We start from the raw sequence: 21,454 nt of genomic DNA on the forward strand, positions 1-21,454 counted from the left end.
TGAAAGACGGCAATGCCTATGGTTTCACCCCAGTTCAGATTTGAGCGCGAGCTCCCAACCCAAGCGAGAAAGATGATGAAACAATCCTATCTGGGCAAGCACGCCCTGTTTGGCCTGCTTGGCGCCATTGCCGTGCTGACCATCGTTCCCGTGGCCACTATCATGCCGGCCTATGCGGTCGACGACATCGAGGGCACCGATGCACCCGACCTCACCGCCGTCCAGGCCAAGATCGCCGTCAAGGACTACAAGGGCGCGCTGGCCGATCTGCGTGATCTCGCGCAGGACAACCAGCAGGCCGACGTCTACAACCTGCTCGGCTTCACGTTGCGCAAGACCGGCGATTTCACCACCGCGCTGACCTACTACAACAAGGCGCTCGAGCTGAAGCCCGACCACAAGGCCGCCCGCGAATATCTGGGCGAACTCTATGTAGAGACCGGCGACATGGCCAAGGCCAACGAGCAGTTGGCGTCGCTGCAGAAGCTGTGTCCCGCCGGCTGTGAAGAACTCGAAGACCTCCACAAGGCCATCGACACCAAGGTGACCAAGTAAAACCAGGCAGGCGCTGCAAGGCGCCTGCTCCTTTCCCATGGAGCCCATCGTGACAACGACACAAACCGCCTGGAAACCACATCTCACCGACTTGACCCTGCTGACGGGTCGCCTGCTGCTCTCATTGCTCTTCGTGCATGAAGGCCTGGAGCTGGCGACGCATTTCGCCGGTGCAGCCAAGGCGATGACGGCGCTCGGCGTCAGCCTGCCGCTTTTGATAGCCACCATAGCGCTGCAGCTGGGAGCTGGCTTTTCGGTCGGCCTTGGTCTGCTGACGCGTCTGGGCGCGGTGGCGCTCGGACTGTTCTGTTTGGCAACGGCAGCTTTGTTCCACACCAATTTCGCCAACCAGAACGAATTGCTGCATCTCGAAAAGGATCTCGCCATAGCGGGCGGCATGTTCGTCCTGGCCGTAGCCGGCGCCGGGGCGATATCTCTCGACAGGGTGCTGAACGGCCTCGTGAAGCGCCGGCAACAGGACAGAGAGACGGTTGCGGCGCTCATAGCGGCCGGTAGGCCTCTCTCGGTCGGCGAAATCAAGCTTCCATTCTAAATCGGCAAGACGTCGGGTCTCATATCAACCCGCCCGCCCGATCCGAACGCCACAAACGCCTCGGGCGACCCCTGATGACGAAAGCCGTTCATGGCGGGTTGTTTATCCACGTCCGCTTATCGACACGGATAGGAACGCCCTATCGGCCGATATGAGGCGCATTGCGGTCCGGCAGCCTTGGGGCCGAGAGCTGAACGTCCACTGTTGGCTGGCGGCAGATCGAAGCTGCCCTCCTGCGGGGATCCAATCACGGATGCGTTTGTCCCCACCGGCATCAGTTGTAATGCAACTTTGTTCTAAAACAGGAGGAAGCGGTTCTGTTTCGGATGGCATGCCAATGATGTTGCGGAAAGCACATTATTGGACCAGGTTTTGGAGCAGCTATCGCAAAGGGTGCAGCGTTCCAATCGGCCCGGGAAGCCTCTGCTGACCCCTGAGTATGATCTGAGGAGGTTTCTGCAATGGACACAACGGTTGAGAGCGACTGTAACGCCATACGGGCTCTGATCTCGCGCCAGTTTGCAAGCATGAGTTGGAAGGCGGCGGGCGAGCCCGACTGGGAGAAATTCCGATCCGATTTTTTTCCGGATGCGCAAATGTTTCCTTCATCGCGGCCGGCCCGGCCCCAATCCATCCCCGCGTTCATCAAGCGAATGAGTTCTCTCGCAGGAAGCGACCTGTTGTCGCTTGATGAAAGGGTTCTCGGCAGCAAGATACAGGTGTTTGGCAATGTAGCAGTGGCAGTTATCGCCTGTGAGAATGTCGAAAACGAGATCAACTTGGAGCGAGTGGTTGAAATGATGCTTTTGGTGAAGGATCAGGGCAACTGGAAGATTGCGGCGCAGGCTTGGGACAAGGCAGGGGAGGACACGAGCCTGCCCACAGATATCTTGGATTAATGAGCCGATAGCCGCCAGCCGGGTGACGCGCCATTATTTTCCTGCTGCGTCCGGTAAACCCGCTCTGGTCATCAAATAGTCGTGGAATTGGTGTGGACCCATCATTACAGGCTCCAGACGCTCGATCGAAAACCCCTGGGAACGGTAGAAATCGATCGCGGATTGGTTCTTTTCAGCGACAAAGAGCGCTTGCGGATAACCTACGCCGAAGTAGTTGCGAACTGTCTCGATCAGGAGTTTGCCCAATCCCAGCCCTCGGGTTTCAGGCAGCAGATACAGCTTCTTGATCCACAGGGTTCCGCCTTGAACATACGCGGAGGCATAACCCGCGTCCTTCCCGTCTGTCGTAATGATCCAATAGCTTTGCCGTCGCTCGTGCATGTCCGCGTAGAGACTGGTCATGGAATAGATATCGGCTACGATGCCCGCCGCCAGGTCTGCGCCGATCAGGGGTGTATAGTGGGCCTGCCAGATGACCAAGGCTAGGTCCCGGACCCGATGGAGATCGGCCGGGGCAACCAGTAAGATGTCAATGACCACCTAGACGCCTCCCACAAGCGACACAAAGCAGAAGTTACTGTTTGAAATAGAATTGGCAAATTCCGTATGGGCCTGCCCCCTAATTCGGAGAGGAACCTTAACCCGGAACCACGCCGATCGAAAGAATTCTCACACATGTCTGCGATTGAGTCGCTCGTGCCGAGAACTCGTAGCAAGCAGTACAGCGACCGGGTCATCTAACACTTCTCCCATTGGTCGACATGGCCAATGTGGAGGATAGTGACGCGGTCGATTACCGGCTGGCGGGTTGCTGAACGGCCCCGCGGGGACAATAAACAGATGACCGCGAGGAATGTCATGGACAGTGATCTAACAGCTCTAATCCGGCGAAACGTTGAACCATGGCTTTCCCACCATCGGAAAAGGAAGCGGCCATCTACGCGGAGGTGAGCGCGTTGCCGCGCGTGGTTGTTTACCTGCCGCCCGCAGAGGATCTATTGGCGGCAGGCTTTGTCCACTACGACTGCCACCGCAATTGCCGTGACCAAGCAGCCAATGATTCATGCGGCAAAGCAGGCATGTCTCTGGTTGGCTAACACACGGCGAAGACCTAATCCTTCACTCAATTGCCGTCATAAGCGACCAGTGGATCTGTTTGACGCCGCAGTTAGTCCCAGCGCTGAACAGGTTTGAGTTTATTCCTGACACTCATCTTGAGTGGCGAGACTTAAATGGAGGTTCCACCCGGATAGCATTTCGTCACGGAGATGAAGTACCGGAAGCCCTTCGCAGAGACCGGGGCCGTCATATCCGTCTGCGGGACGAATTTCAGGCTCTCGTCGCACGGGGGCATTCGGTGGTCGGTGCCAGAGACCTTGCAAAGTCCGCTTCTGGCAGCTTGAGCCTCAGTTCGGAATGACCGCAACAGGCGCAAAGCTGCCGTTCAAAAGGTAGCACGCTTGGAAGTTCGTGCCGACGCGCAATCTGGCGCATGTGCCAGAAGTCGCTGCCTTCAAAGCTATCCAAAAACCGAATCTTTGTCCCACTTTGTCCATAAGCCCCGCAAAAGCATCCAGGAACCCCAGGCGATTTGGCCGTATCGAGCTGCCACCACGTCGTGGAATGGCAGGCGGCAAGGCTTGATTGACTGATTGTCGCCGCCGGCAAATCTTGACCGGAAGGCGCTATTGCCGGCGTGTTTTGGTCAGCGAATCGTTCAAGGCACTGGAAATGAGCCAATCGCAGGTCCCAGCACCACCGCCCGGATGGCTGCCGGACGCGTGGCTCCGCAACGCACGGCTGGTGTCCGGCCTTGTGCTGATGGCGTTCGTGACGCTGCATTTCCTGAACCATGCGTTGCTCCTGATCTCGCTTGAAGCAGCGGATAAGGGGCGCGCGATGTTCCTGCTGATCTGGCGCAACCCGGCCGGGACGCTGCTCCTCTACGGCGCGGTCGCCACGCATCTCGTTCTGTCGCTGCTGGCGCTCTACCACCGCCGCACGCTGGCCATGCCGGTGCGAGAGTGGGCACAGATACTGCTCGGCCTCTCCATCCCGCTTCTGATTGCCGAGCACGTGGTCGGCACGCGTGCCATGCACGCCCTCTATGAGGCCAACGACACTTACGAGTTTGTGGTGCGCTCGCTATGGACCCTGACACCGCAGGTCGGGGTGCGGCAGGCGATCGCGGTGGTCGTCATATGGGCACATGGCTGCCTCGGCCTCTACTTCTGGCTGCGTTATCGTCGGTGGTATCCGCGCGTCGCCTCGGCTCTGCTGGTCCTGGCGGTGCTGGTTCCGGTCCTGGCGCTGCTCGGTTTCGCTAGCGCCGGAAAGGAGGTCTCGGCGATGGGACCGCCTCAGTCGCAGCCGATCGAGCGAACCCTTTTCGACCGAGCGTTGGCGACCAAGGAGCGCATGGACAGCAGCATCTATGCCGGCTTTGCGGGACTGATCGTCCTGGTGCTGGCGGCGCGCATCGTTCGCCACCGCATCGAGCGGCGCAACCTGATCGAGGTGCGCTATGCCGGCGGGCGCAAGGTGCGCATTCCCCGCGGCTACAGCGTGCTCGACGCCAGCCGGCTGGGCGGCATCGCGCATTATGCCGTGTGCGGCGGGCGCGGACGCTGCTCGACCTGCCGCATCCGCGTGGTCGACGGCCTGGCCGAGCAGCCGGAGCCCAGTCCGATCGAAGCGGCGACCCTGCGCCGCATCGCGGCCGACGGCGACGTGCGGCTCGCCTGCCAGCTCAGGCCGCGCGGCGATCTTCGCGTCGCGCCGCTGCTGTCGCCGCCGGTCACGGCGGGGGGCCCGCTCGGCGCAACCGCCAGCGATCCCGGCCACGAGAAGGTAGTGGTGGTGATGTTCTGCGACATGCGCGGCTTCACGGCGATGGCCGACCAGCGCCTGCCATTCGACGTGGTCTTCCTGCTCAACCGCTATTTCGGCGTAATCGGCCGCGCAGTCGAGAGCTCAGGCGGCCGCGTCGACAAGTTCGTCGGCGATGGCGCCATGGCGCTGTTCGGGCTGGAGACCACGCCCGGCGAGGCATGCCGCAACGCACTTTCTGCCGCCAGCGCCATCGTCGAAGGGGTTCGCGCCCTCAGCGACGACTTTGCCGAGGAACTGCGCGCCACCATCAAGGTCGCGATCGGCATCCATGTCGGCCAGGCGATCGTCGGCTCGATGGGCTACGGCGCGGTCACGAACGTGACCGCGATCGGCGACACTATCAACGTCGGCAGCCGGCTGGAGGCCGCGGCGAAGGAATTCCAGGCGGAGATCGTCGTCTCCGAAGCGACGGTGCGGCTTTCGGGCATGGACCTACCCGGCGCGGAGGCGCGCGAGATCGACATCCGCGGCCGTGCGCGCCCGCTCGGCGTGCTGGTCGTGCCGCGCGGCGCGGCGGTGCCGATCGCCTTGCCAGCAAAATTGAGATAAGGTGGGCTCGAAATGCCGGCCTCGCACACTCCCTACGATGCCGGAGGTCAGTCGGCGCGAACCGGATCGAGCGTCATCTGCTAGTCATCGTCTATTCGCGAGAGAATTTCGCCGAGGCGGTCACGCGACTGACTGGCGGCGCCTGAGCGGATGTCGCCTATGATGCTGTCGGCAACGACACCTTCGGCGGGTCGCTGGCAGCGCTCGGGGGCCGAAGCCATCTCGTTAGTTTTGGCCAGGCGTCAGGCCCAGTCGGCAACTGGGACATCGGTCGGTTCTCTTCGAAGTCCGTCACGATTTCCCGGCTTAACTACGCCCACTATACGGATGCACCGCAAAAGCTTGCTCTGCAATTGAACCGGTTCTTTGCCGCGCTCCGACTGGGCGTTATCAAGGTCGAGCCTCCAAGGCCCTACGATCTTGCAGCAGCGTCCGAGGCCCATCGCGATCTGGAGTCTCGACGAACGACCGGCGACTGGTGCTAAAGGTTTGAGACAAGTTTTCACGTTCGAAGTTCAGCGGCGTCACACGAAGCTGGCGGTCGCTATTGCCGCCATTCATTTCAAGGCCTTGCGAATAGCTGCTGTCGGCGTAGCCCCGATCAAACCGCCAGCGCTAGCAAGGTCCGCTTTTGGAGAACTTAGATGGGCTTCGACGACCGATATGAGGCGCATTCCTGCCGTTCTCAACCTCGGCAAAAGTCACTCGGGTCAAACGACACCGTTAAGGGCCGCCTTGTTGTTGGCGCTCCCATTCAACGGGAAACCCCCGAACCAGCGGCTGCAATTGCATGGTAGAAGGTTGCCGCCCGTCCAGGATTGCCTCGACCAGTTCCGGCGCCACTCGGCTTGATGCTGCTCTGCCAATTTCCGATGGGTGTTCTTAGCTCCCGATAATGGACAGCAGGCCGTCGGTTAGCGTCTCCTCAAGTAGGAACACGTTAATCAAACGAAGGCTACCAGGGCTCGTTGGTCGTTCCTTCTGTCAGTTGACGTGACCTCGCGAATGCGAAGTTAGCGATAGCGGTGTCTTGAATCCCTGTTCCGGTGAGATCCGCGATCGTAATCTGGTCGGCACTGGTGCGCCCCGCCATCTCACCGGCAATGATCTGTCCGAGTTCGGCAAAGCACGCGTTCTCGTCAACGACACCCGCATTGATGGCGTGATGCAGTTCGCCGAGACGCCTCGTTTGTGCCAAGCTGTCGGCCACATAGATGTCGGAAATGGCGATCACCTGAGGCTCGATCTCATTCTTGTGTTCAGCATCTGAGCCCATTGCTGTTATGTGCTGTCCGGGTGCAAGCCAGCGCGATAAAAAGATCGGGCTCACAGCCGGCGTCGTCGTGACAATGATATGCGCGCCTGCAACAGCCTCCTCCTGGGTCGGGCAAGCGACAACGTCGATCTCCAACTCGTCGGACAGTTCTCGCGCGGCAAGGTGGGCTTTGACTCCCCCGCGTGCCCATATTCGGGCCGAACGGATCGGGCGGACAAGCATGAGTGCTTGCAACTGAAGACGGGCTTGCAGTCCCGCGCCCAGGATGGCGGCAATCGAGGCGTCTTTGCGGGCGAGGTACTTGGCGGCGACCGCGCCGGCAGCGGCCGTGCGCAGATCGGTTAGATAACCGTTGTCCAGCAGCAGCGCCTGCACCAAACCCGTCTTGCTAGAGAGCAATATCATCAAGCCATTTGTGCTCGCCAAGCCGATCTCGGGATTGCCGAAGAAACCCGGGCTGATCTTGATGGCGAAGCCGTCCAGGCCTGGCACATACGCCGTCTTGACGTCGACTTCCCCGCGATGCTCGGGAATATCGAGCCGCAGGATGGGCGGCATGACAACCTTTCCCGTGGCCAAGGTGCGAAATGCCTCCTCAACGCAGCGGACGATGTCGAGATCTAACTTCACCAAGCCCCTCAGCTGATGCTCGGTCAAGATCTGCGGTGTTGTGATACTCATTCGTGTCCCGTTTCGTCTGCTATGATACGGCGATGCAGTTGCATATCTATGTTGCGGCCCGACAGAACGGTCACAATTGGACCTCGGAGGCCGCTGACCTTGTTCGCCAACAAAGCTGCGATCCCAACAGCACCCGCGCCTTCGACAATCTCGCGCTCTTGCAGGTAAGCGTGTCCGATGCCGGCTGCGATCTCGGCCTCGCTCAAAAGAATGACGTCGTCCAGAAGATCTCCGCACATGGCAAAGGTCAGCCTGTTGTGAAGACCAATGCCGCCCCCTAGGGAATCCGCGAGGCTCTCGAATTCTTCCACTTTGATCGGGTGACCAGCATCCAGGCTGGCTTTCATCGCCGCGCCACGCTCCATCGTGACCCCAATAACGCGCGCTTCGGGCCGCTTGGATTTGATCGCGCGTGCGACACCCGAGGCGAGGCCACCACCGGAAAGCTGAATGAGTACAGTCGCGACATCCGGCAGGGCATCGATGATTTCCAAACCTAACGTCCCTTGGCCAGCAATGACCGCTGGATGATCGAAGGGCGGAATCGGATTAAATCCCTCGCTCAAGACGAGCCGCTCGGCCTCTTCCTGCGCCTCATCCTGTGACCGTCCGACAATGTGGACATCGGCGCCAAGGCGGCGAATCTCGACAATCTTGTTGTCCGGCACCAGGCTCGACATACATATCGTCGCCTTCACGCCACACGCTTGCGCTGCGAATGACAACGCTCTTCCATGATTGCCTGTAGAAGCAGCGATGACGCCTCGCGCGCGCTCCTCGTCGGTCAATTGAAGAAGCGCGTTGAAGGCGCCTCGCAGCTTAAAGCTTCCCGTAGCCTGATGATGTTCGAACTTGAGGTGGACGGGCACACCACAAAGTTCCGATAGCGGACGCGACGGCATGAGCGGGGTCGGAAAAATGCAGCCGCCGATCCGATCGCGGGCCCTTTCGATGTCTTCTAAATCAACCATTCAACCGTACCTTGATCGACATCGATGCAGCGGATTCGCCTGCGATATTTGAGAGATCCATAACCCAAAGCTCATCAATGACTGTGGTCCGAGGTCTGTCCGGACGTGGACACCTGGCAGTCCCAGCCCCCACGCAGATCGATCGCCCTACCAGCTAACCGCGATGTACTTGGTCTCGCAGAACTCGAGAATCCCAAGGTGGGCGCCCTCGCGGCCGAGCCCGCTCTGCTTCATTCCGCCGAATGGCGCTGCGGGGTCAGATACAAGACCGCGATTCAGCCCGACCATGCCGCTGTCCATTTGTTCCGAGACGCGCATCCCGCGCGCCAAATCTCGGGTGTAGACATACGATATGAGACCGTATTCCGTGGCATTGGCCAGTTCGATAACCTCGTCTTCGGTATCGAAAGTTGTGAGCGCGGCAATCGGACCGAAGATCTCCTCAGCCGAGATCCTCGAGTCCGGCAAGACGCCGGACAACACGGTTGGAGCGAAGAAGTATCCTTGACCGTCGAGCGGTCCGCCGCCGACAAGCACCTTGGCGCCTCTCGCTGTGGCGTCGCTTACCAATTCGGTGAGGCGCTCGACGGCCTTCCTGTTGATCAACGGACCGCATTGCGATTTGGGATCGTATCCGGCCCCGACCTTCATCAACTTCATCCGCTCGACTAGCCCGGCGGAAAATGCTTCGGCGATGCCGGCCTGAACGTAGAAGCGGTTCGCCGCCGTACAAGCTTCTCCGCCGTTGCGCATCTTCGCCACCATTGCGCCCTCGATGGCCGCATCCAGGTCGGCATCGTCGAAGATGATGAAGGGGGCGTTTCCGCCGAGTTCCATAGAGCACGACACGACGGTTCCAGCTGCTTCGCGCAGGAGTGTCCGGCCGACCTCGGTGGAACCCGTGAAGGATAGCTTCCGCACCCGAGGATCGTTCAGCATGGCGCTGACGACTGGTCCGGACTGGGAGGTGGTGACCACGTTGACCACGCCGTCAGGCACTCCAGCTTGCTTGTAAAGGTTGGCCAGCACGAGCGCGGTGAGCGGCGTCTCCGTGGCAGGCTTCAAGACGCATGTGCAGCCCGCCGCCAGCGCCGGCCCGATCTTGCGGGTGGCCATGGCAGCCGGAAAATTCCAGGGAGTGACGAGAACAGCGACGCCGATTGGCTGGTGTTGAACGATGATCTTGTTTGCCCCGCTTGGCGCCGTCGATATCTCGCCATTGAGACGAACTGCCTCCTCGGCAAACCAGCGAAAGAACTCCGCAGCGTAGGCCACCTCTCCCTGCGCGTCGTTCAAGGTCTTGCCGTTTTCCAGACTGATGAGTTCGGCCAACATATCCTTGTTTTCGATCATCAGCTCGAAGCAGCGGCGCAGGATCTCTGAACGCTTGCGCGGAGCGGTGGCCGCCCAGCCCTTCGCTGCTCTTTGGGCGCTCGCAATCGCGTCCATCGCGTCATCGACAGTTGCATCCGCAACGGACACGATCACGTCTCCGGTCGATGGATCAATGACGTCTATATTCTTCCCCTCCGTGCCGCCTCTCCACTGTCCGTCAATGAACAGGCCGGTGGGCAGTGAAGCGACGTCAAGAGGCGTAGATAGTTTTGCAGCAACGTTCATGTCTGCCAGCCTTTCGTTATCTTTGATCGGAAGAAATGGATCCGGAAAGTTCCGCAAGATCCACCAGTCCCGTTGGATCAGCGCCGACGAGAAGACGCTTTACGTTCTGCACGGTCGTTAACGCCGCGCTTTCCGCCTGCGTGCTTGCCGCGATATGCGGTGTGATGACCAATCGCGGATGCGCCCACAGAGGATGCCCTGGCGGCAGCGGCTCGGGATCGGTCACGTCGAGGAACGCGCCTGACAGCCTGCCGCTATCCAACGACGACAGCAGCGCGTCGGCGTCGAGCTGACGTCCTCTGCCAGCGTGGACGAGGCAGGCGCCGCGTGGAAGGGTGCCGAACAGGCCGTCGTTTAGAATTCGGATCGTATTCCCGGCAAGCGGCAGCAGGCAGACGAGTATGTCCGTCCCTGCAAGCATCTCCCGCAACCCGGCTTCGCCCACGTGGCACGTCACGCCGTCTATGGATCGCGTCGATCGGCTCCATCCCGAGAGCTGGAAACCGAAGGGCTGCAGCCCGCGAAGGGCGGCTTCACCCAGCACTCCCATGCCGAGCACTGACACCATTCTGTCGACGGCCTGCGAATGTTCGAGCTCCTTCCAGACCCGGCGCCGCTGCTGATCGATATAGAGATGCAGATTTCGATGGAGCGAAAGAACAGCCATAGCGACATATTCGACGACCATCCTGGCAAGGCCCTGATCCACCATGCGAACGAGCTTCACACCTGACGGAATCGAGGCCCCGGCAAATTGATCGACTCCCGCGCCGATGCAGAACACAGCCTCAAGGTTGGGATATCGCCGAAGGTTTTCCGGCACGTTCCAGATCATGATGAAGCGGACGTCGTCGTCGCCGACGGCCTCCGGTTCCATGCAGAACCGAACGTCCGGCAGGTGCTTTGAGAACACCTCGGCGAACACGGTCCCTCGCGTCGCGTCACAGAGGAACAGGAACGTCATGCCGCCTCATGCATCCTTGCGACGGCGCATCGTCTTCCGGTCATGGCGCTCATACATCCAGTACACGAGCGGAATGAACCATGGACGACCGCGGAAAAACGGTACGGCCTTGGGAGCCTGATCGAAATCGAAAGCCGAGCGTGGCTGCTCCGTGTCTTCGAGGATCTTGAGCGCCGCCTTCTTGCCGAGCCACCGCGCCCACACGATGCCGGAACCGCAATAGCCGGTCGCGTAAGTGGTGTTGCCCCGCGAAAAGATGCGCGGGATCATATCCCGGTGCATGGCGACATTCCCGAACCAGCTATGCGTGATGCCGATATTGTTCAGTTCCGGGAAAAGTCTGGCGAGTTCCGTTCGCAAATGGACGGTCGGCGTGAGCGGATCGCCCGCGGTCGTACCGTCGCGCCCGCCGAACAGGATACGCGACCCGTCGGGCGTCGGGCGGTAGTAGTAGCTCAGTCTACGCATGTCGCCATACATCATGCGCGCGGGCATCAGCCGGTCCATGACCTGCTTTTCCAGCGGTTCGGTGGCTATGATCCGGCTGCGAACCGGCACTAGGCGGCGGCGTAGCCATGGATCAAACCCGTCGGTGTATCCGTCGGTGCATACAAGGAGTTTCTTCGCCGTAACGTCGCCGCGCTCGGTGGTGACCCGCACGCCTGCCTTATCGCTGGCCGATCCCAGGACCGCGGTGTTCTCGTGAAGAACGGCGTTGGTCGCGCGCGCGACGCGGATCATGCCGGCCAGCAGCTTCGCGGGCTGTAGACCGCCAATATCCATACGAACCATGCCACCAACATAGAGGTCGGTTCCGATATATTTTCGGACGTCCGATCCCTTGACGGCGAAGGTCTCGATGCCAAGGCTGTCACCCAGAAATCCGACATGACGCCGAAGCTCTTCCGTCTCCTCGACTGTCATCGCTCCCTCGAACAAGCCGGACAGCAAGAAGTTGGCGTCAACATTCTCCGCCTCGAGGAACCGCCAAAGGTCCTGCCGCGCGGCCTGGCCTTCCAGGAGGATGCCGTTCGCCCTGTCCAGACCGAAGCGGCGGATCAGTTCCTTGCGGCTAGGCCTGATGCTGCCGCTCGCCATACCACCGTTACGGCTGGAAGCAGCCTGGCCGAGCGACTGGCGGTCGAACAGCTGGACGTGCTTGCCGGCCCGCGCCAGCTCAATCGCGGCGGAAAGGCCCGTATAGCCGCCGCCAACGATCACCACGTCGCAGCTCCCATCGAGCTTGCTGACGGGCAAAGGCGGGAAGGCGCAGTCCTCCCACCAGTATGGCGTCGATTTGATCGATATGGAAAGCGTCTGTGTCATGGGGCGATACTGCTGCTGGGTTGCAAGGAAAGCTGGGACGCCGCTAGTCGCGACTAACCCAGAGCTTGCGTGTGGTTTCGATGACCTTCCAGACGCCGGTGAAACCCGGATGCATGACAAAGGCGTCGCCGGCCGTGATGCGACGCGGCTCCTTCCCGTCCTCTATAAGTTCGGATACGCCTGACAGGATAACGCAGACCTCGAAAGTCTTGCCCTTTATCGAGCGATAGGCTCCAGGCGTCGCCTCCCACACGCCGGACTGAACTATTCCGTCGGCGGTCTGTGCGATGTCCCAACTAAGAAAGCGCGGATCGCCTTCGATCAGCCTGTCTGGAGCAGGCTTGCCTTCGCGGGGTTTGGGCAGGTTATTCTGGTCGATGAAAGTGAGGTTGGACATGGTCTTTCCTTTCAGGACTGGTTCAAGCCGGGATGGCTAAACGGCGTTCAAGAAGTTTCATCGCCATCAGCGCAATGACGCTGATCACGAGGTAAAAGGCGGCGGTTATGAGGAAGATATCCATCACCGCGAAGGTTTCGCTCATCAGGCGCTTGGCGTAGCCGGTGATCTCTAGGACCGTAATCGCGGAAGCCAAGCTCGATTCCTTGACAATGATGGCCACCTCGCTGCTGTAGGCGGGAAGTGCCTGTCGCAGCGCGAGCGGGAACTTGATACGAAGGAAGATGTGCCATGGCTTCATGCCGCAAGCTTCGGCGGCTTCGATCAAGCCCTTGGGCAGCGACTTGAAAGCCGATCGGAATGTCTCTGCGGTGTAAGCGCCGGAGTTCAGTACGACGGCGAGGATGGCTGCATGAAGCCCATCGCCGATCATCCACCACAGAACCGGGTTGTGGCGTATGAAACTTACCTGGGCCAAGCCGTAGTAGATCACGAAGATCTGCACCAGCATTGGCGTGCCGCGAAATATCGCGCAATAGGCGTCGCAAAAACCGCGAAGCACCCGGTTTTTCGATCCGCGCGCAAGGCCGACCAGGACTCCCAGCGGTAGACCAAGAACAATGCCGAAGACTGCGATGAGGAGCGTGGTCTTGACGCCCTCAAGTAGAAACGGGAGCGCATACGCCATGATGCCCAAATCCATGTCACATCCCTCCGAAGCCGCGATTGAGGACCCGTTCGATCCTCGAGAATGCGGTTTGGCTGGCGAGCGTCATGGCGAAGAACAAGGATGCGGCAATGCAGTAGAAAAACAGCGGCGACCTCGTAATGCCGGCGGCGATCGCCGCGGTCCGCATCAGTTCCTGCAGGCCAACGACGGAGATCAGCGACGTATCCTTGATCGTCATCTGCCACACATTGTTGATGCCGCCGAGTGCGAGCCGCAAGGCGAGCGGAAAGGTAACGCGAAAGAATGTCACCATTCTCGGGAGTGCCAAGGAGCGGGCGGCTTCGAGCATGCCGAGGGGCACGGCTTGGAGAGCGCCGCGGATCACCTCGATCGAGTAGGCACAGGATATCGCGGCAATCGCTATGACGCCGACGATCATCGGATAGGCATTCTCGGCAGCCTGCTCGTAGCCGAACGTGCCAGCAACGGTTCTTACCCAGTCCAAGGAGCCGTAGAACAGCAGGTAAATCACCAGCAGTCCCGGAATTCCGCGGATCAGGATGCTGTAAGCATCCACCATCTGTGAGACGACCACCACCTTCTGCCAGCGCAGGATGGCCAGTGGCGTCGCCACCACGAAACCGAGCAGCATGCCGAGCAACCCGATCACAATTGTCACTGCGCTGCCGCGCAGGAGAGCCAGCGCCCAGCCATGCTCCACCATCAGAACCCAGAAATCCTGCATAGACGCCTCCCATCCGCCTGCCTTGGGCGACGCCAAGGCAGGCCGCTACTATCGAAGGATCACTGCTTGCAGGGAATGGTGTAGTCGTCCTGGAACCACTGCATGGAAGCTTTTTTGACCGTGCCGTCGTTGATCATCTTGCACAGGGCCACGTCGATCTTCGCCTTGAGATCGGTGTTGCCTTTGCGCGTCCCGACGCCCATGCCTCGGCCGAGGACTTCCGGGTCATCCGTGGAAATTATCTTGACGTCGACTTTCGCGAAGTTCGCGCCGTCCGGCGTTGCCAGGAAATCGACCCACGTCGGTGAATCTCCGAAAGCTACGTCGATGCGACCGCTAGCGAGATCGGCCGTCAACTGGGTGACGGCGTCGTACGTTTTCAGATCGACGCCCGTCATCCGCTTCTCTATGAACCTGGCATAAGTAGTGCCTGTGGGGACACCGACACTCTTGCCGACGATCGCCTTCTTGATTTCGTCAAGGCTTTTCAGGCCGGCCAGCGGCGAATCCTTTGCAACGACGAAGTAAAGAGGTGTAGTTGCGTAAGGGATCGAATAGTCAATCTTTTTTTCTCGCTCGGCCGTAATGCCAAGACCTGAGATGATGACGTCAAATCGGTCGCTGTCCATTGAGGGCACAAGCGAACTGAACGTCTGGACGACGAACTTACACTGGACCTTCATTTCGCCGCAGATCCCATTGGCAATGTCAGCGTCGAAGCCGGTGACGTTGCCGCTTGGGTCGGCCATGCTGAATTTTGGCGCGTCGCCTTCGGTGCCGATTCGCAAAACACCTTCCTCGGCCGAGGCCATGTTCGCCGCCCCGGCAACGAGCAGGCCGGATGCGAATGCGGACTTGATTAGCTTGCTGATTTTCATCTCAGTTCCCCTTGTTTGGTTCTTGATTGTCCAGTGCCTGCCTTCAGGCATTGGCCGGCATCACGCTCGAAAGAAACCGCTTTACCGCTTCGCTCGCGGGGTTTCGAAACAGTTCTTCCGGCGTATCATCCTGCTCGAGGCGGCCCCTTTGCAGGAATAACATTCGGTTCGACAGCTCCCTTGCGAACCGCATTTCGTGCGTCACGAGGAGGATTGTCGCACCTTCCTCTGCGAGTTTGCGTATGATCTTCAAGACCTCTCCGACCAGTTCCGGATCGAGTGCGGAGGTCGGTTCATCGCACAGCATCAATTTCGGGCGCATTGCCAGGACACGCGCGAAGGCGACACGTTGCTGCTGACCACCCGAAAGCTGCTGCGGGTAGCGGTCGCGGAAGGTTTCCATGCCGACCTTCGACAACGCCCACAGCGCGATTTCTTCTGCCTCTTTCCGAGACTGCTTGAGCACGTAAACGAGCGCCTCGGTCACGTTGCCGAGAACGGTGCGATGCGGCCAGAGATTGAAGTTCTGGAATACCATTCCGACGTGGCGTCGAAGCCCTCTGACCGCGGCTGCGTTGACAATCTTCGGCTCTCCGCGCGCGTCGGTGGTTACCGAGATGGCCTCTCCCATGAATTCAATCTGCCCGGAAGTCGGCGTCTCCAAAAAGTTAGTGCAGCGAAGCGCGGTGCTTTTCCCGCACCCCGACGATCCGATCAGCGAGACGACCTCGCCCTGCCTTACGCTGAAGCTAACTCCGTCCAGCACCTTGGTGGAGCCGAACACCTTTGCGAGATCTTTGACCTTCAGGACTTCGGCCGGGCGTGAGATCTTGCTATGCTGCATGCTAACCGGCCACCGCGCCTTGCGCATCCATGTCTGCGAGCACGCTATCTACAGCCGCCTTGGCAATACCGACCATCTCATCGATCTCCGCCTCGGTCATCACCAGCGGCGGCGCGAACCCCAGAATGTCTCCATGCGGCATGGCGCGGGCAATGAGTCCTCGGTCGCGGGCTGCCTGCGAGATGCGTGCGCCAACCTTTAGGTCTGGATCGAAACTGGCCTTTGTTCCGCGGTCGGCGACGAACTCCAAGGCTGCCAGCATACCTATGCCGCGAACCTCGCCAACGATAGGATTCTGTGCGAATTCCGCCTTCAACCGGGCAAGAAGATAAGCACCTTTCCTGGCGGACTGACCGGCAAGATCCTCGCGTTCGACGATGTCCAGGACGGCGTTCGCCGCTGCCGCGCTGATAGGATGCCCAGAATAGGTATAGCCATGTGAGAAGGAGCCGACGCGTGGCGTCGCTTCCTCCATTACCTCGTAGACTTTCTGTGACACAATAGCCGCCGAAAGAGGCGCATAACCCGATGTCAGGCCCTTGGCGACGGTTACCAGGTCGGGCTCGATGCCGTAGAGGTCCGATCCGAACATGGCGCCGGTGCGCCCGAAGCCGCAGATTACCTCGTCGGCGATCAACAGGACATCGTATTTGCGAAGCACAGCCTGGATCTTCGGCCAGTATCCGATCGGCGGTGGCGTTATGCCGCCGGTGCCCAGCACGGGTTCGGCGATGAACGCGCCCACGGTATCGGGGCCTTCTCTCAGGATGAGCGCCTCGAGTTCATCGGCGCGCCGCGCTGAAAAGTCCTGCTCGGTTTCTCCCGGATGCGCACCGCGATAGAAATGCGGGACGCCGGTACGGAGAATGCCAGAGACCGGCAGATCCATGTGGTCGTGATAGAAACTCATGCCTGTCATTGAGCCGGAAACCACGGAACATCCATGATATCCGCGCTCGCGCGCGATTATCTTCTTCTTACGCGTCTTGCCCCTCAGGTTGTTGTAGTACCAGACGATCTTCGCTTGGGTCTCGTTGGCGTCCGACCCTGACAGGCCAAAGAAGACTTTTGACATCTTGCCCGGTGCCATTCGGACGAGCCGGTCCGAAAGACGCGCGAGTTCTTCCGTCGTGTGTGCAGCATAGGAATGATAATAGGCGAGTTTGTAGGCCTGTCGCGCGATAGCCTCTGCAACCTCGGTTCGGCCATAACCGATGTTGACGCAGTAAAGGCCGGCAAAGCCATCGATATATTCCCGGCCGGTGGCGTCTTGAATCCTGACGCCCTTTCCCGTCTCGACGATCGTCGGATCAACGTTGCCGGATGCATAATCCTTCAAATAGGTGAAGGGATGAAGCACCGTCCTGCGGTCCATCTCCGCGATTTCAGCAACGTTTACCATTCGCCATTATCCTTACGCAGCCAGGCCGCCGAAGCAGACATACTTATGTTCCATGAATTCCTGCAGGCCTTGGCGTGAGCCTTCTCGCCCGAGCCCCGACTGCTTCCAACCGCCGAAGGGAATGGGCGCACCGGTAAACGACGCCGTGTTGATCCCGACCATGCCGTATTCGAGCGCATCCGAAAGGCGCATCGCGCGCTTCAGGTCCCTGGTATAGACATACGCGGCAAGGCCCATCTCGGTAGCGTTGCCTGCCTGGACAAAGATCCGGTTGGCAGCAAGGCAGTCTTGGCCCGAGGTAGTGAACTTGGCGGCGACGCAGCCCTCCACCGCCTCGTCCAGGTCGGCATCATCGAACACGATGAACGGTGCGTGCCCGCCGAGTTCCATGGAAACCTTCTTGATCGTCGCCGCGGCCTTGGCGAGTAGAAGCCTGCCGACCTCGGTGGAACCCGTGAAGGAGAAGGCTCGCACACGCTCATCGGCGAGCAGGCTGTCCGTCAGCCGGTTGGGATCGCCGGTCACCACCTGGAAGACGCGCCGTGGCAGGCCCGCGCGATGCGCCAGCTCTGCCAAGGCGAGGGCCGAGAGCGGCGTTTCAACGGCGGGCTTGACGATGACGGGGCAGCCCGCCGCTAGGGCGGCGGCCGCCTTCCGGGCGATCATGGCGCTCGGAAAATTCCAGGGCGTGACCGCGGCGCTGACGCCGACCGGCTGCATGGAGACGAACAGACGGCTCGCGGGCTTGTGCCCGGGTATCGTCTCGCCGTAGGCACGCTCGCCTTCGGCGGCGAACCATTCGATGAAGTCAACACCATAAAGAATCTCGGCCTCGGCTTCGGCCAAAGGCTTGCCATGCTCGGCTGTCAGGATCGCAGACAGGTCACGGCTGTGGCGCCTGATTAGTTCGGCCCACGACAAAAGCATCCTTCCGCGATCGCGGGCCAGCCTATCGCGCCAACTGCCAAAGGCGGCTTGTGCGGCATCGATCGCCCGGTTCACGAGCGATGCGTCGCAGTCTCCGACATGGGCGATGATATCGCCGGTGGCCGGATCGGTGACTTGGGTGGCGCTGGTATACCCTTGCCATTCGCCGTCGACATAGGGGCGCTCACGCAGCAGCTCGGTATCGCTGAGAGCGGCGAGTGCCTGCCGTGCCGTCATGATCGTGTACAATATCGGCTCCATGCCGTTGCTGTATCTCCAAAGCCTAATGGAACGAGTGCGCAGATTTCGCGATGAAACCATTGCTTAAACGCAGGATTCCTGTCTTGTTCAGGCCAGGACGAAGAAATTGTGTGCGAGGATTTATGCGCCTTGACCGGCTCGACGCACGTCTGATGAGCATCGTGCAGGCGCACAACCGCCACACGACCGAGGAGCTCGGCGAAATGGTCGGCCTTTCCGCCACAGCGGTGCAGAGGCGCCTCAAGCGCTTGCGGGACGAGGGAGTGATCGAGGCCGACATCTCCGTCGTGAAGCCGAAGGCCATCGGCCGCCCGATCGCCATGCTGGTTTCGGTGTCCCTGGAACGCGAGCGGGTGGATATCGTAGACCGCTTCAAGCAGTCCATCCGCCAGACGGCGGAGGTTATGAACGGATACTATGTGACAGGGGATGCGGACTTCGTGCTGATCGTGACAGCCCGGAGCATGGAGGACTACGAAGTTTTTACGCGAAAATTCTTCTACGAGAACCCCGACATTAAAGGCTTCAAGACAATGGTGATCATGGACCGCGTCAAGGTTGGTTTCTCGGTTCCGATCGACCCTGCTGATTTCTCATAATCTCTGATGAAGTGTTATTTTGCCTTGATAAGGATGGGCCGGGATAGAGTCGAAATTTTGGAGTGGCCGCAAACCGCTGGCGTGACTTGAGGCCTCACTTACGAGCAGCTTGCATTATCGTTAGCCAACTGGGGAATATCCTTGGGGCGCGAAGCTGCCGTTGCATTGAGCATGACATGTCCGCTTTTGGGGAGTGGACGGGCACAGGAATGACGGCCACTAGGCGCACTCCTGACCGGCAGCCTTGGGGCGGACCGCAGACAGTCCGCTGCTAGGGTACCCCAGCACGCAGGCGGACATGTGAGACTTCGGTGCGAAAGTCCTAGATTAGCCCAAAGCGGACACGCGTCCTTAGAGTGGAGATCACTGCCCAATCTAAGATCACCGGGACAGACGATATTGAGCGTTTCCCAACGCCTCGCGACAACATCCCTAGTCGAGTTCGATGATGCTGCAGCCATAGGCCGGGAGCGAAAGCTTACCGCCGCGCACTTTGCCATCGCCGAGCAAATCCTTGCCCGCGGGGACATAGCCGATGCTTGCCAGTTCGCCCAGCGTGTTGAGGATGAACAGCAGGCGGCGGTCCTTGCTCTCTCGGATGGTCGCTTCGACGCCGGCCGGCATGTCGGCGATCAGCGGCACGATACCGGCGGGCGCCAGCACATGATCGGCCAGCACCTCGACCAGAGCATCGCTGAGGTACGTGCCGAGGTAGATCACATTGCCCTTGCCGACTTTGCGCGCAGTCATCGCGGCTTGGCCCTCGGCGAAGCGGCTGGCCCAGCTGCCGATAACCTCCGTGCCGGGCGCGACGTTAAGCAGCTCATAAAGATGCGCCGCCGTCACCTGCGCATTCCCGATCTTGAGCTCGTATTGGCGGCTCGCCGACGTCGCCGGCAGCTTCTTGCGCACCGTGTTGGCGCCGAAGCGGCCGCCATGCTCGAACAGGCCCTCGCCGCCGATCGGCGTCAGCAACCCGAACTCCTCGACCGTGATCCCGGCCAGCGCCGAGAGCGTCTTGCCCGGCGAGGTGTCACGGATGACGTGGTTGTTGACGTCGCGTGATCCGGTGCGGCCGCTCAGGATTACTGTTCCACCCGCCTTAACGAAGGCCTCGATCCGCGCCGTCCACGCATCGGTCCATTTCAGCCAATGCGGCACGTATAACGCCTTGAGCTTGCTGAGATCATCCTCGGGATGGATGAAGCCGCAGGCGATGTTGTGGCGGTAGCAATAGCGGTGCAGCAGCGTCGCATCGTCCTGCGGGCTCGGCATGCCGATGGGGAAGGAGCGGTGCATCTCCTGATTGTCGAAATCTGATCCGGCGATGCCCAAATCCATGCGCACATGCGTGCCGAGGATCTTGTCCTTGAGCGCCGTGACCTCACCCGCAAACTGCTTGGCCTCGTCATAGCGCCGCCGCGGGATGTCGTCGTGATCGATGATGCCCATCCAATAGATCTCGGCGCCGAAATGCGCCGGCCGCCAGCGGAAGAACATCACGCCATCGGCGCCGCGCGCTACTGACGTATAGGCCATGCGGCGCATCTCGCCGGGTTCGGGCGTCAGCGTCGAGAAGTTCGGCTGCGCACCGAAACCCGATTGCTGCTCAGGCACGATGAAGTTGCCGGTGAAGCCGCGGCAGATGTCGAGACGCAGCGCCTGTACCTCGCCGACGCTGCCGACCCGCTGCATCTCGTCATCGAGATGCGGGTAGATGTCGAAGCCGAGAAAATCGAGATCGGTCGAGAACTCGCCGCGGAAGTCGATGTCGTCGATCCGCCCCAGATTGTGGAAGACGAACCAGTTTGGATTGGTCTCGCGCAGGATCAGCACCTGATCGTGCTGGAACCGCGCCGTGACGAAGGCGAGGAAGCGGTGATAGTCGACCACATGGGTCGGCCCGACCGGGGCAGGCGCGTAGTCGAGGGGCAGCACCACTTGATCGAAATCGTCGTAGGCGGTGGCCCAGAAATGCCCGCCCCACGCATCGTTGAGCGCGGCGATGGTCTCGTACTTGTCCTTGAGGAAGGCCTGGAACTCGGCCAGCGTCACCGGACCGTAGGACAGCGATCCAGAGGTATTGAACTCATTGTCCGTCTGCCAGCCGATGATGTGCGAATTGCCGCGATAATGCTGGGCCATCGCTTTCGTGATTCGCTTCGAATGCTCGCGGAACACTCCGCTCGCAAGATTGCTGTGCTGGCGCGAGCCATGGCTCATAGCGCGGCCATTGGCATCGACGCGCAACACTTCGGGATAACGCGCCGTCAGCCAGCGCGGCGGCGTCGCCGTCGGCGTGCACATGATGGTCTTGATGCCAGCCTTGCCCAGCACATCTATGGCGCGGTCGAACAAATCGAAGTCGAACGTCCCCTCACGCGGCTCGATAATATGCCAGGCGAATTCCGCAAGTCGCACCGCGTTGAAGCCCGCGGCTGCCAT

Annotated in this window: 19 protein-coding genes and 1 pseudogene; 6 read left to right on the forward strand and 14 right to left on the reverse strand. The window is 60.3% G+C overall.

Annotated elements, in window-relative coordinates:
• The first annotated feature begins 75 nt into the window (after positions 1 to 75).
• The 3 genes from NKJ88_RS32210 to NKJ88_RS32220 all read left to right on the forward strand — a co-directional run bounded on the left by NKJ88_RS32210 (position 76) and on the right by NKJ88_RS32220 (position 2,007).
• Positions 76 to 555 carry a tetratricopeptide repeat protein gene (locus NKJ88_RS32210; RefSeq protein ID WP_023707900.1) on the forward strand — a complete coding sequence of 160 codons (480 nt, stop codon included), beginning with the start codon at positions 76 to 78 and terminating at the stop codon, positions 553 to 555.
• Positions 556 to 592: 37 nt separating this feature from the next.
• Positions 593 to 1,108 carry a DoxX family protein gene (locus tag NKJ88_RS32215; RefSeq protein ID WP_502904785.1) on the forward strand — a complete coding sequence of 172 codons (516 nt, stop codon included), beginning with the start codon at positions 593 to 595 and terminating at the stop codon, positions 1,106 to 1,108.
• 461 nt (positions 1,109 to 1,569) lie between these two features.
• Positions 1,570 to 2,007 carry a nuclear transport factor 2 family protein gene (locus NKJ88_RS32220; protein WP_023737053.1) on the forward strand — a complete coding sequence of 146 codons (438 nt, stop codon included), beginning with the start codon at positions 1,570 to 1,572 and terminating at the stop codon, positions 2,005 to 2,007.
• Positions 2,008 to 2,040: 33 nt separating this feature from the next.
• On the opposite strand, the gene NKJ88_RS32225 is transcribed toward NKJ88_RS32220, so the two are convergent.
• Positions 2,041 to 2,547 (reverse strand): GNAT family N-acetyltransferase, encoded by a 507-nt coding sequence (locus NKJ88_RS32225; protein ID WP_352446889.1) that lies wholly within the window; start codon positions 2,545 to 2,547, stop codon positions 2,041 to 2,043.
• A gap of 1,191 nt (positions 2,548 to 3,738) precedes the next feature.
• Here NKJ88_RS32225 and NKJ88_RS32230 point away from each other — a divergent pair.
• Both NKJ88_RS32230 and NKJ88_RS32235 read left to right on the forward strand, forming a co-directional pair.
• A complete protein-coding gene (locus NKJ88_RS32230; RefSeq protein WP_352446890.1) occupies positions 3,739 to 5,448 on the forward strand; it encodes an adenylate/guanylate cyclase domain-containing protein in 1,710 nt (569 codons plus the stop codon).
• Between the two features lie 161 nt (positions 5,449 to 5,609).
• Positions 5,610 to 5,933, forward strand: a pseudogene (locus NKJ88_RS32235) (zinc-binding dehydrogenase); the annotation flags it as partial.
• 470 nt (positions 5,934 to 6,403) lie between these two features.
• Here the strand turns inward: NKJ88_RS32235 and eutC are convergent.
• The 12 genes from eutC to NKJ88_RS32295 form a co-directional block, all read right to left on the reverse strand.
• Positions 6,404 to 7,405 (reverse strand): ectoine utilization protein EutC, encoded by a 1,002-nt coding sequence (gene eutC, locus NKJ88_RS32240; protein WP_502904786.1) that lies wholly within the window; start codon positions 7,403 to 7,405, stop codon positions 6,404 to 6,406.
• Positions 7,402 to 8,376 carry a hydroxyectoine utilization dehydratase EutB gene (eutB, locus tag NKJ88_RS32245; RefSeq protein WP_352446891.1) on the reverse strand — a complete coding sequence of 325 codons (975 nt, stop codon included), beginning with the start codon at positions 8,374 to 8,376 and terminating at the stop codon, positions 7,402 to 7,404. The genes eutC and eutB overlap by 4 nt, the downstream gene beginning before the upstream one ends.
• Positions 8,377 to 8,523: 147 nt before the next feature.
• Complete coding sequence (locus NKJ88_RS32250; protein WP_352446902.1) at positions 8,524 to 9,996, reverse strand: NAD-dependent succinate-semialdehyde dehydrogenase; 1,473 nt, start codon at positions 9,994 to 9,996, stop codon at positions 8,524 to 8,526.
• Between the two features lie 16 nt (positions 9,997 to 10,012).
• Entirely contained in the window at positions 10,013 to 10,960 is a 948-nt protein-coding gene (locus NKJ88_RS32255) for a 2-hydroxyacid dehydrogenase (RefSeq protein ID WP_352446892.1), read from the reverse strand.
• Positions 10,961 to 10,966: 6 nt separating this feature from the next.
• Positions 10,967 to 12,286, reverse strand: a complete 1,320-nt coding sequence (locus tag NKJ88_RS32260) for an NAD(P)/FAD-dependent oxidoreductase (protein ID WP_352446893.1) — start codon at positions 12,284 to 12,286, stop codon at positions 10,967 to 10,969.
• Positions 12,287 to 12,329: 43 nt separating this feature from the next.
• Complete coding sequence (locus tag NKJ88_RS32265) at positions 12,330 to 12,683, reverse strand: cupin domain-containing protein (RefSeq protein WP_023715363.1); 354 nt, start codon at positions 12,681 to 12,683, stop codon at positions 12,330 to 12,332.
• Between the two features lie 22 nt (positions 12,684 to 12,705).
• Positions 12,706 to 13,386, reverse strand: coding sequence for an ABC transporter permease (locus NKJ88_RS32270; protein ID WP_352446894.1), 681 nt, complete (start codon positions 13,384 to 13,386; stop codon positions 12,706 to 12,708).
• A gap of 1 nt (position 13,387) precedes the next feature.
• The gene (locus NKJ88_RS32275) at positions 13,388 to 14,098 is read right to left on the reverse strand and encodes an ABC transporter permease subunit (RefSeq protein WP_352446895.1); all 711 of its coding nucleotides are present in this window, start codon (positions 14,096 to 14,098) and stop codon (positions 13,388 to 13,390) included.
• Between the two features lie 59 nt (positions 14,099 to 14,157).
• A complete protein-coding gene (locus NKJ88_RS32280; RefSeq protein WP_352446896.1) occupies positions 14,158 to 14,976 on the reverse strand; it encodes a transporter substrate-binding domain-containing protein in 819 nt (272 codons plus the stop codon).
• A 43-nt stretch (positions 14,977 to 15,019) separates the two neighbouring features.
• A complete protein-coding gene (locus tag NKJ88_RS32285; protein WP_352446897.1) occupies positions 15,020 to 15,820 on the reverse strand; it encodes an amino acid ABC transporter ATP-binding protein in 801 nt (266 codons plus the stop codon).
• Between the two features lies 1 nt (position 15,821).
• Complete coding sequence (locus NKJ88_RS32290) at positions 15,822 to 17,222, reverse strand: aspartate aminotransferase family protein (protein ID WP_352446898.1); 1,401 nt, start codon at positions 17,220 to 17,222, stop codon at positions 15,822 to 15,824.
• A 12-nt stretch (positions 17,223 to 17,234) separates the two neighbouring features.
• Positions 17,235 to 18,386 (reverse strand): aldehyde dehydrogenase family protein, encoded by a 1,152-nt coding sequence (locus NKJ88_RS32295; RefSeq protein WP_502904787.1) that lies wholly within the window; start codon positions 18,384 to 18,386, stop codon positions 17,235 to 17,237.
• A gap of 146 nt (positions 18,387 to 18,532) precedes the next feature.
• Here NKJ88_RS32295 and NKJ88_RS32300 point away from each other — a divergent pair, with 146 nt between their 5' ends.
• Positions 18,533 to 19,009, forward strand: coding sequence for an Lrp/AsnC family transcriptional regulator (locus NKJ88_RS32300; protein ID WP_352446899.1), 477 nt, complete (start codon positions 18,533 to 18,535; stop codon positions 19,007 to 19,009).
• A 432-nt stretch (positions 19,010 to 19,441) separates the two neighbouring features.
• Here NKJ88_RS32300 and NKJ88_RS32305 read toward each other — a convergent pair.
• The coding region (locus tag NKJ88_RS32305; RefSeq protein ID WP_352446900.1) for a beta-galactosidase at positions 19,442 to 21,454 on the reverse strand (2,013 nt) is incomplete at its 5' end.

This window comes from Mesorhizobium sp. M0016, assembly GCF_040324035.1.
Classification (GTDB): Bacteria; Pseudomonadota; Alphaproteobacteria; order Rhizobiales; family Rhizobiaceae; genus Mesorhizobium.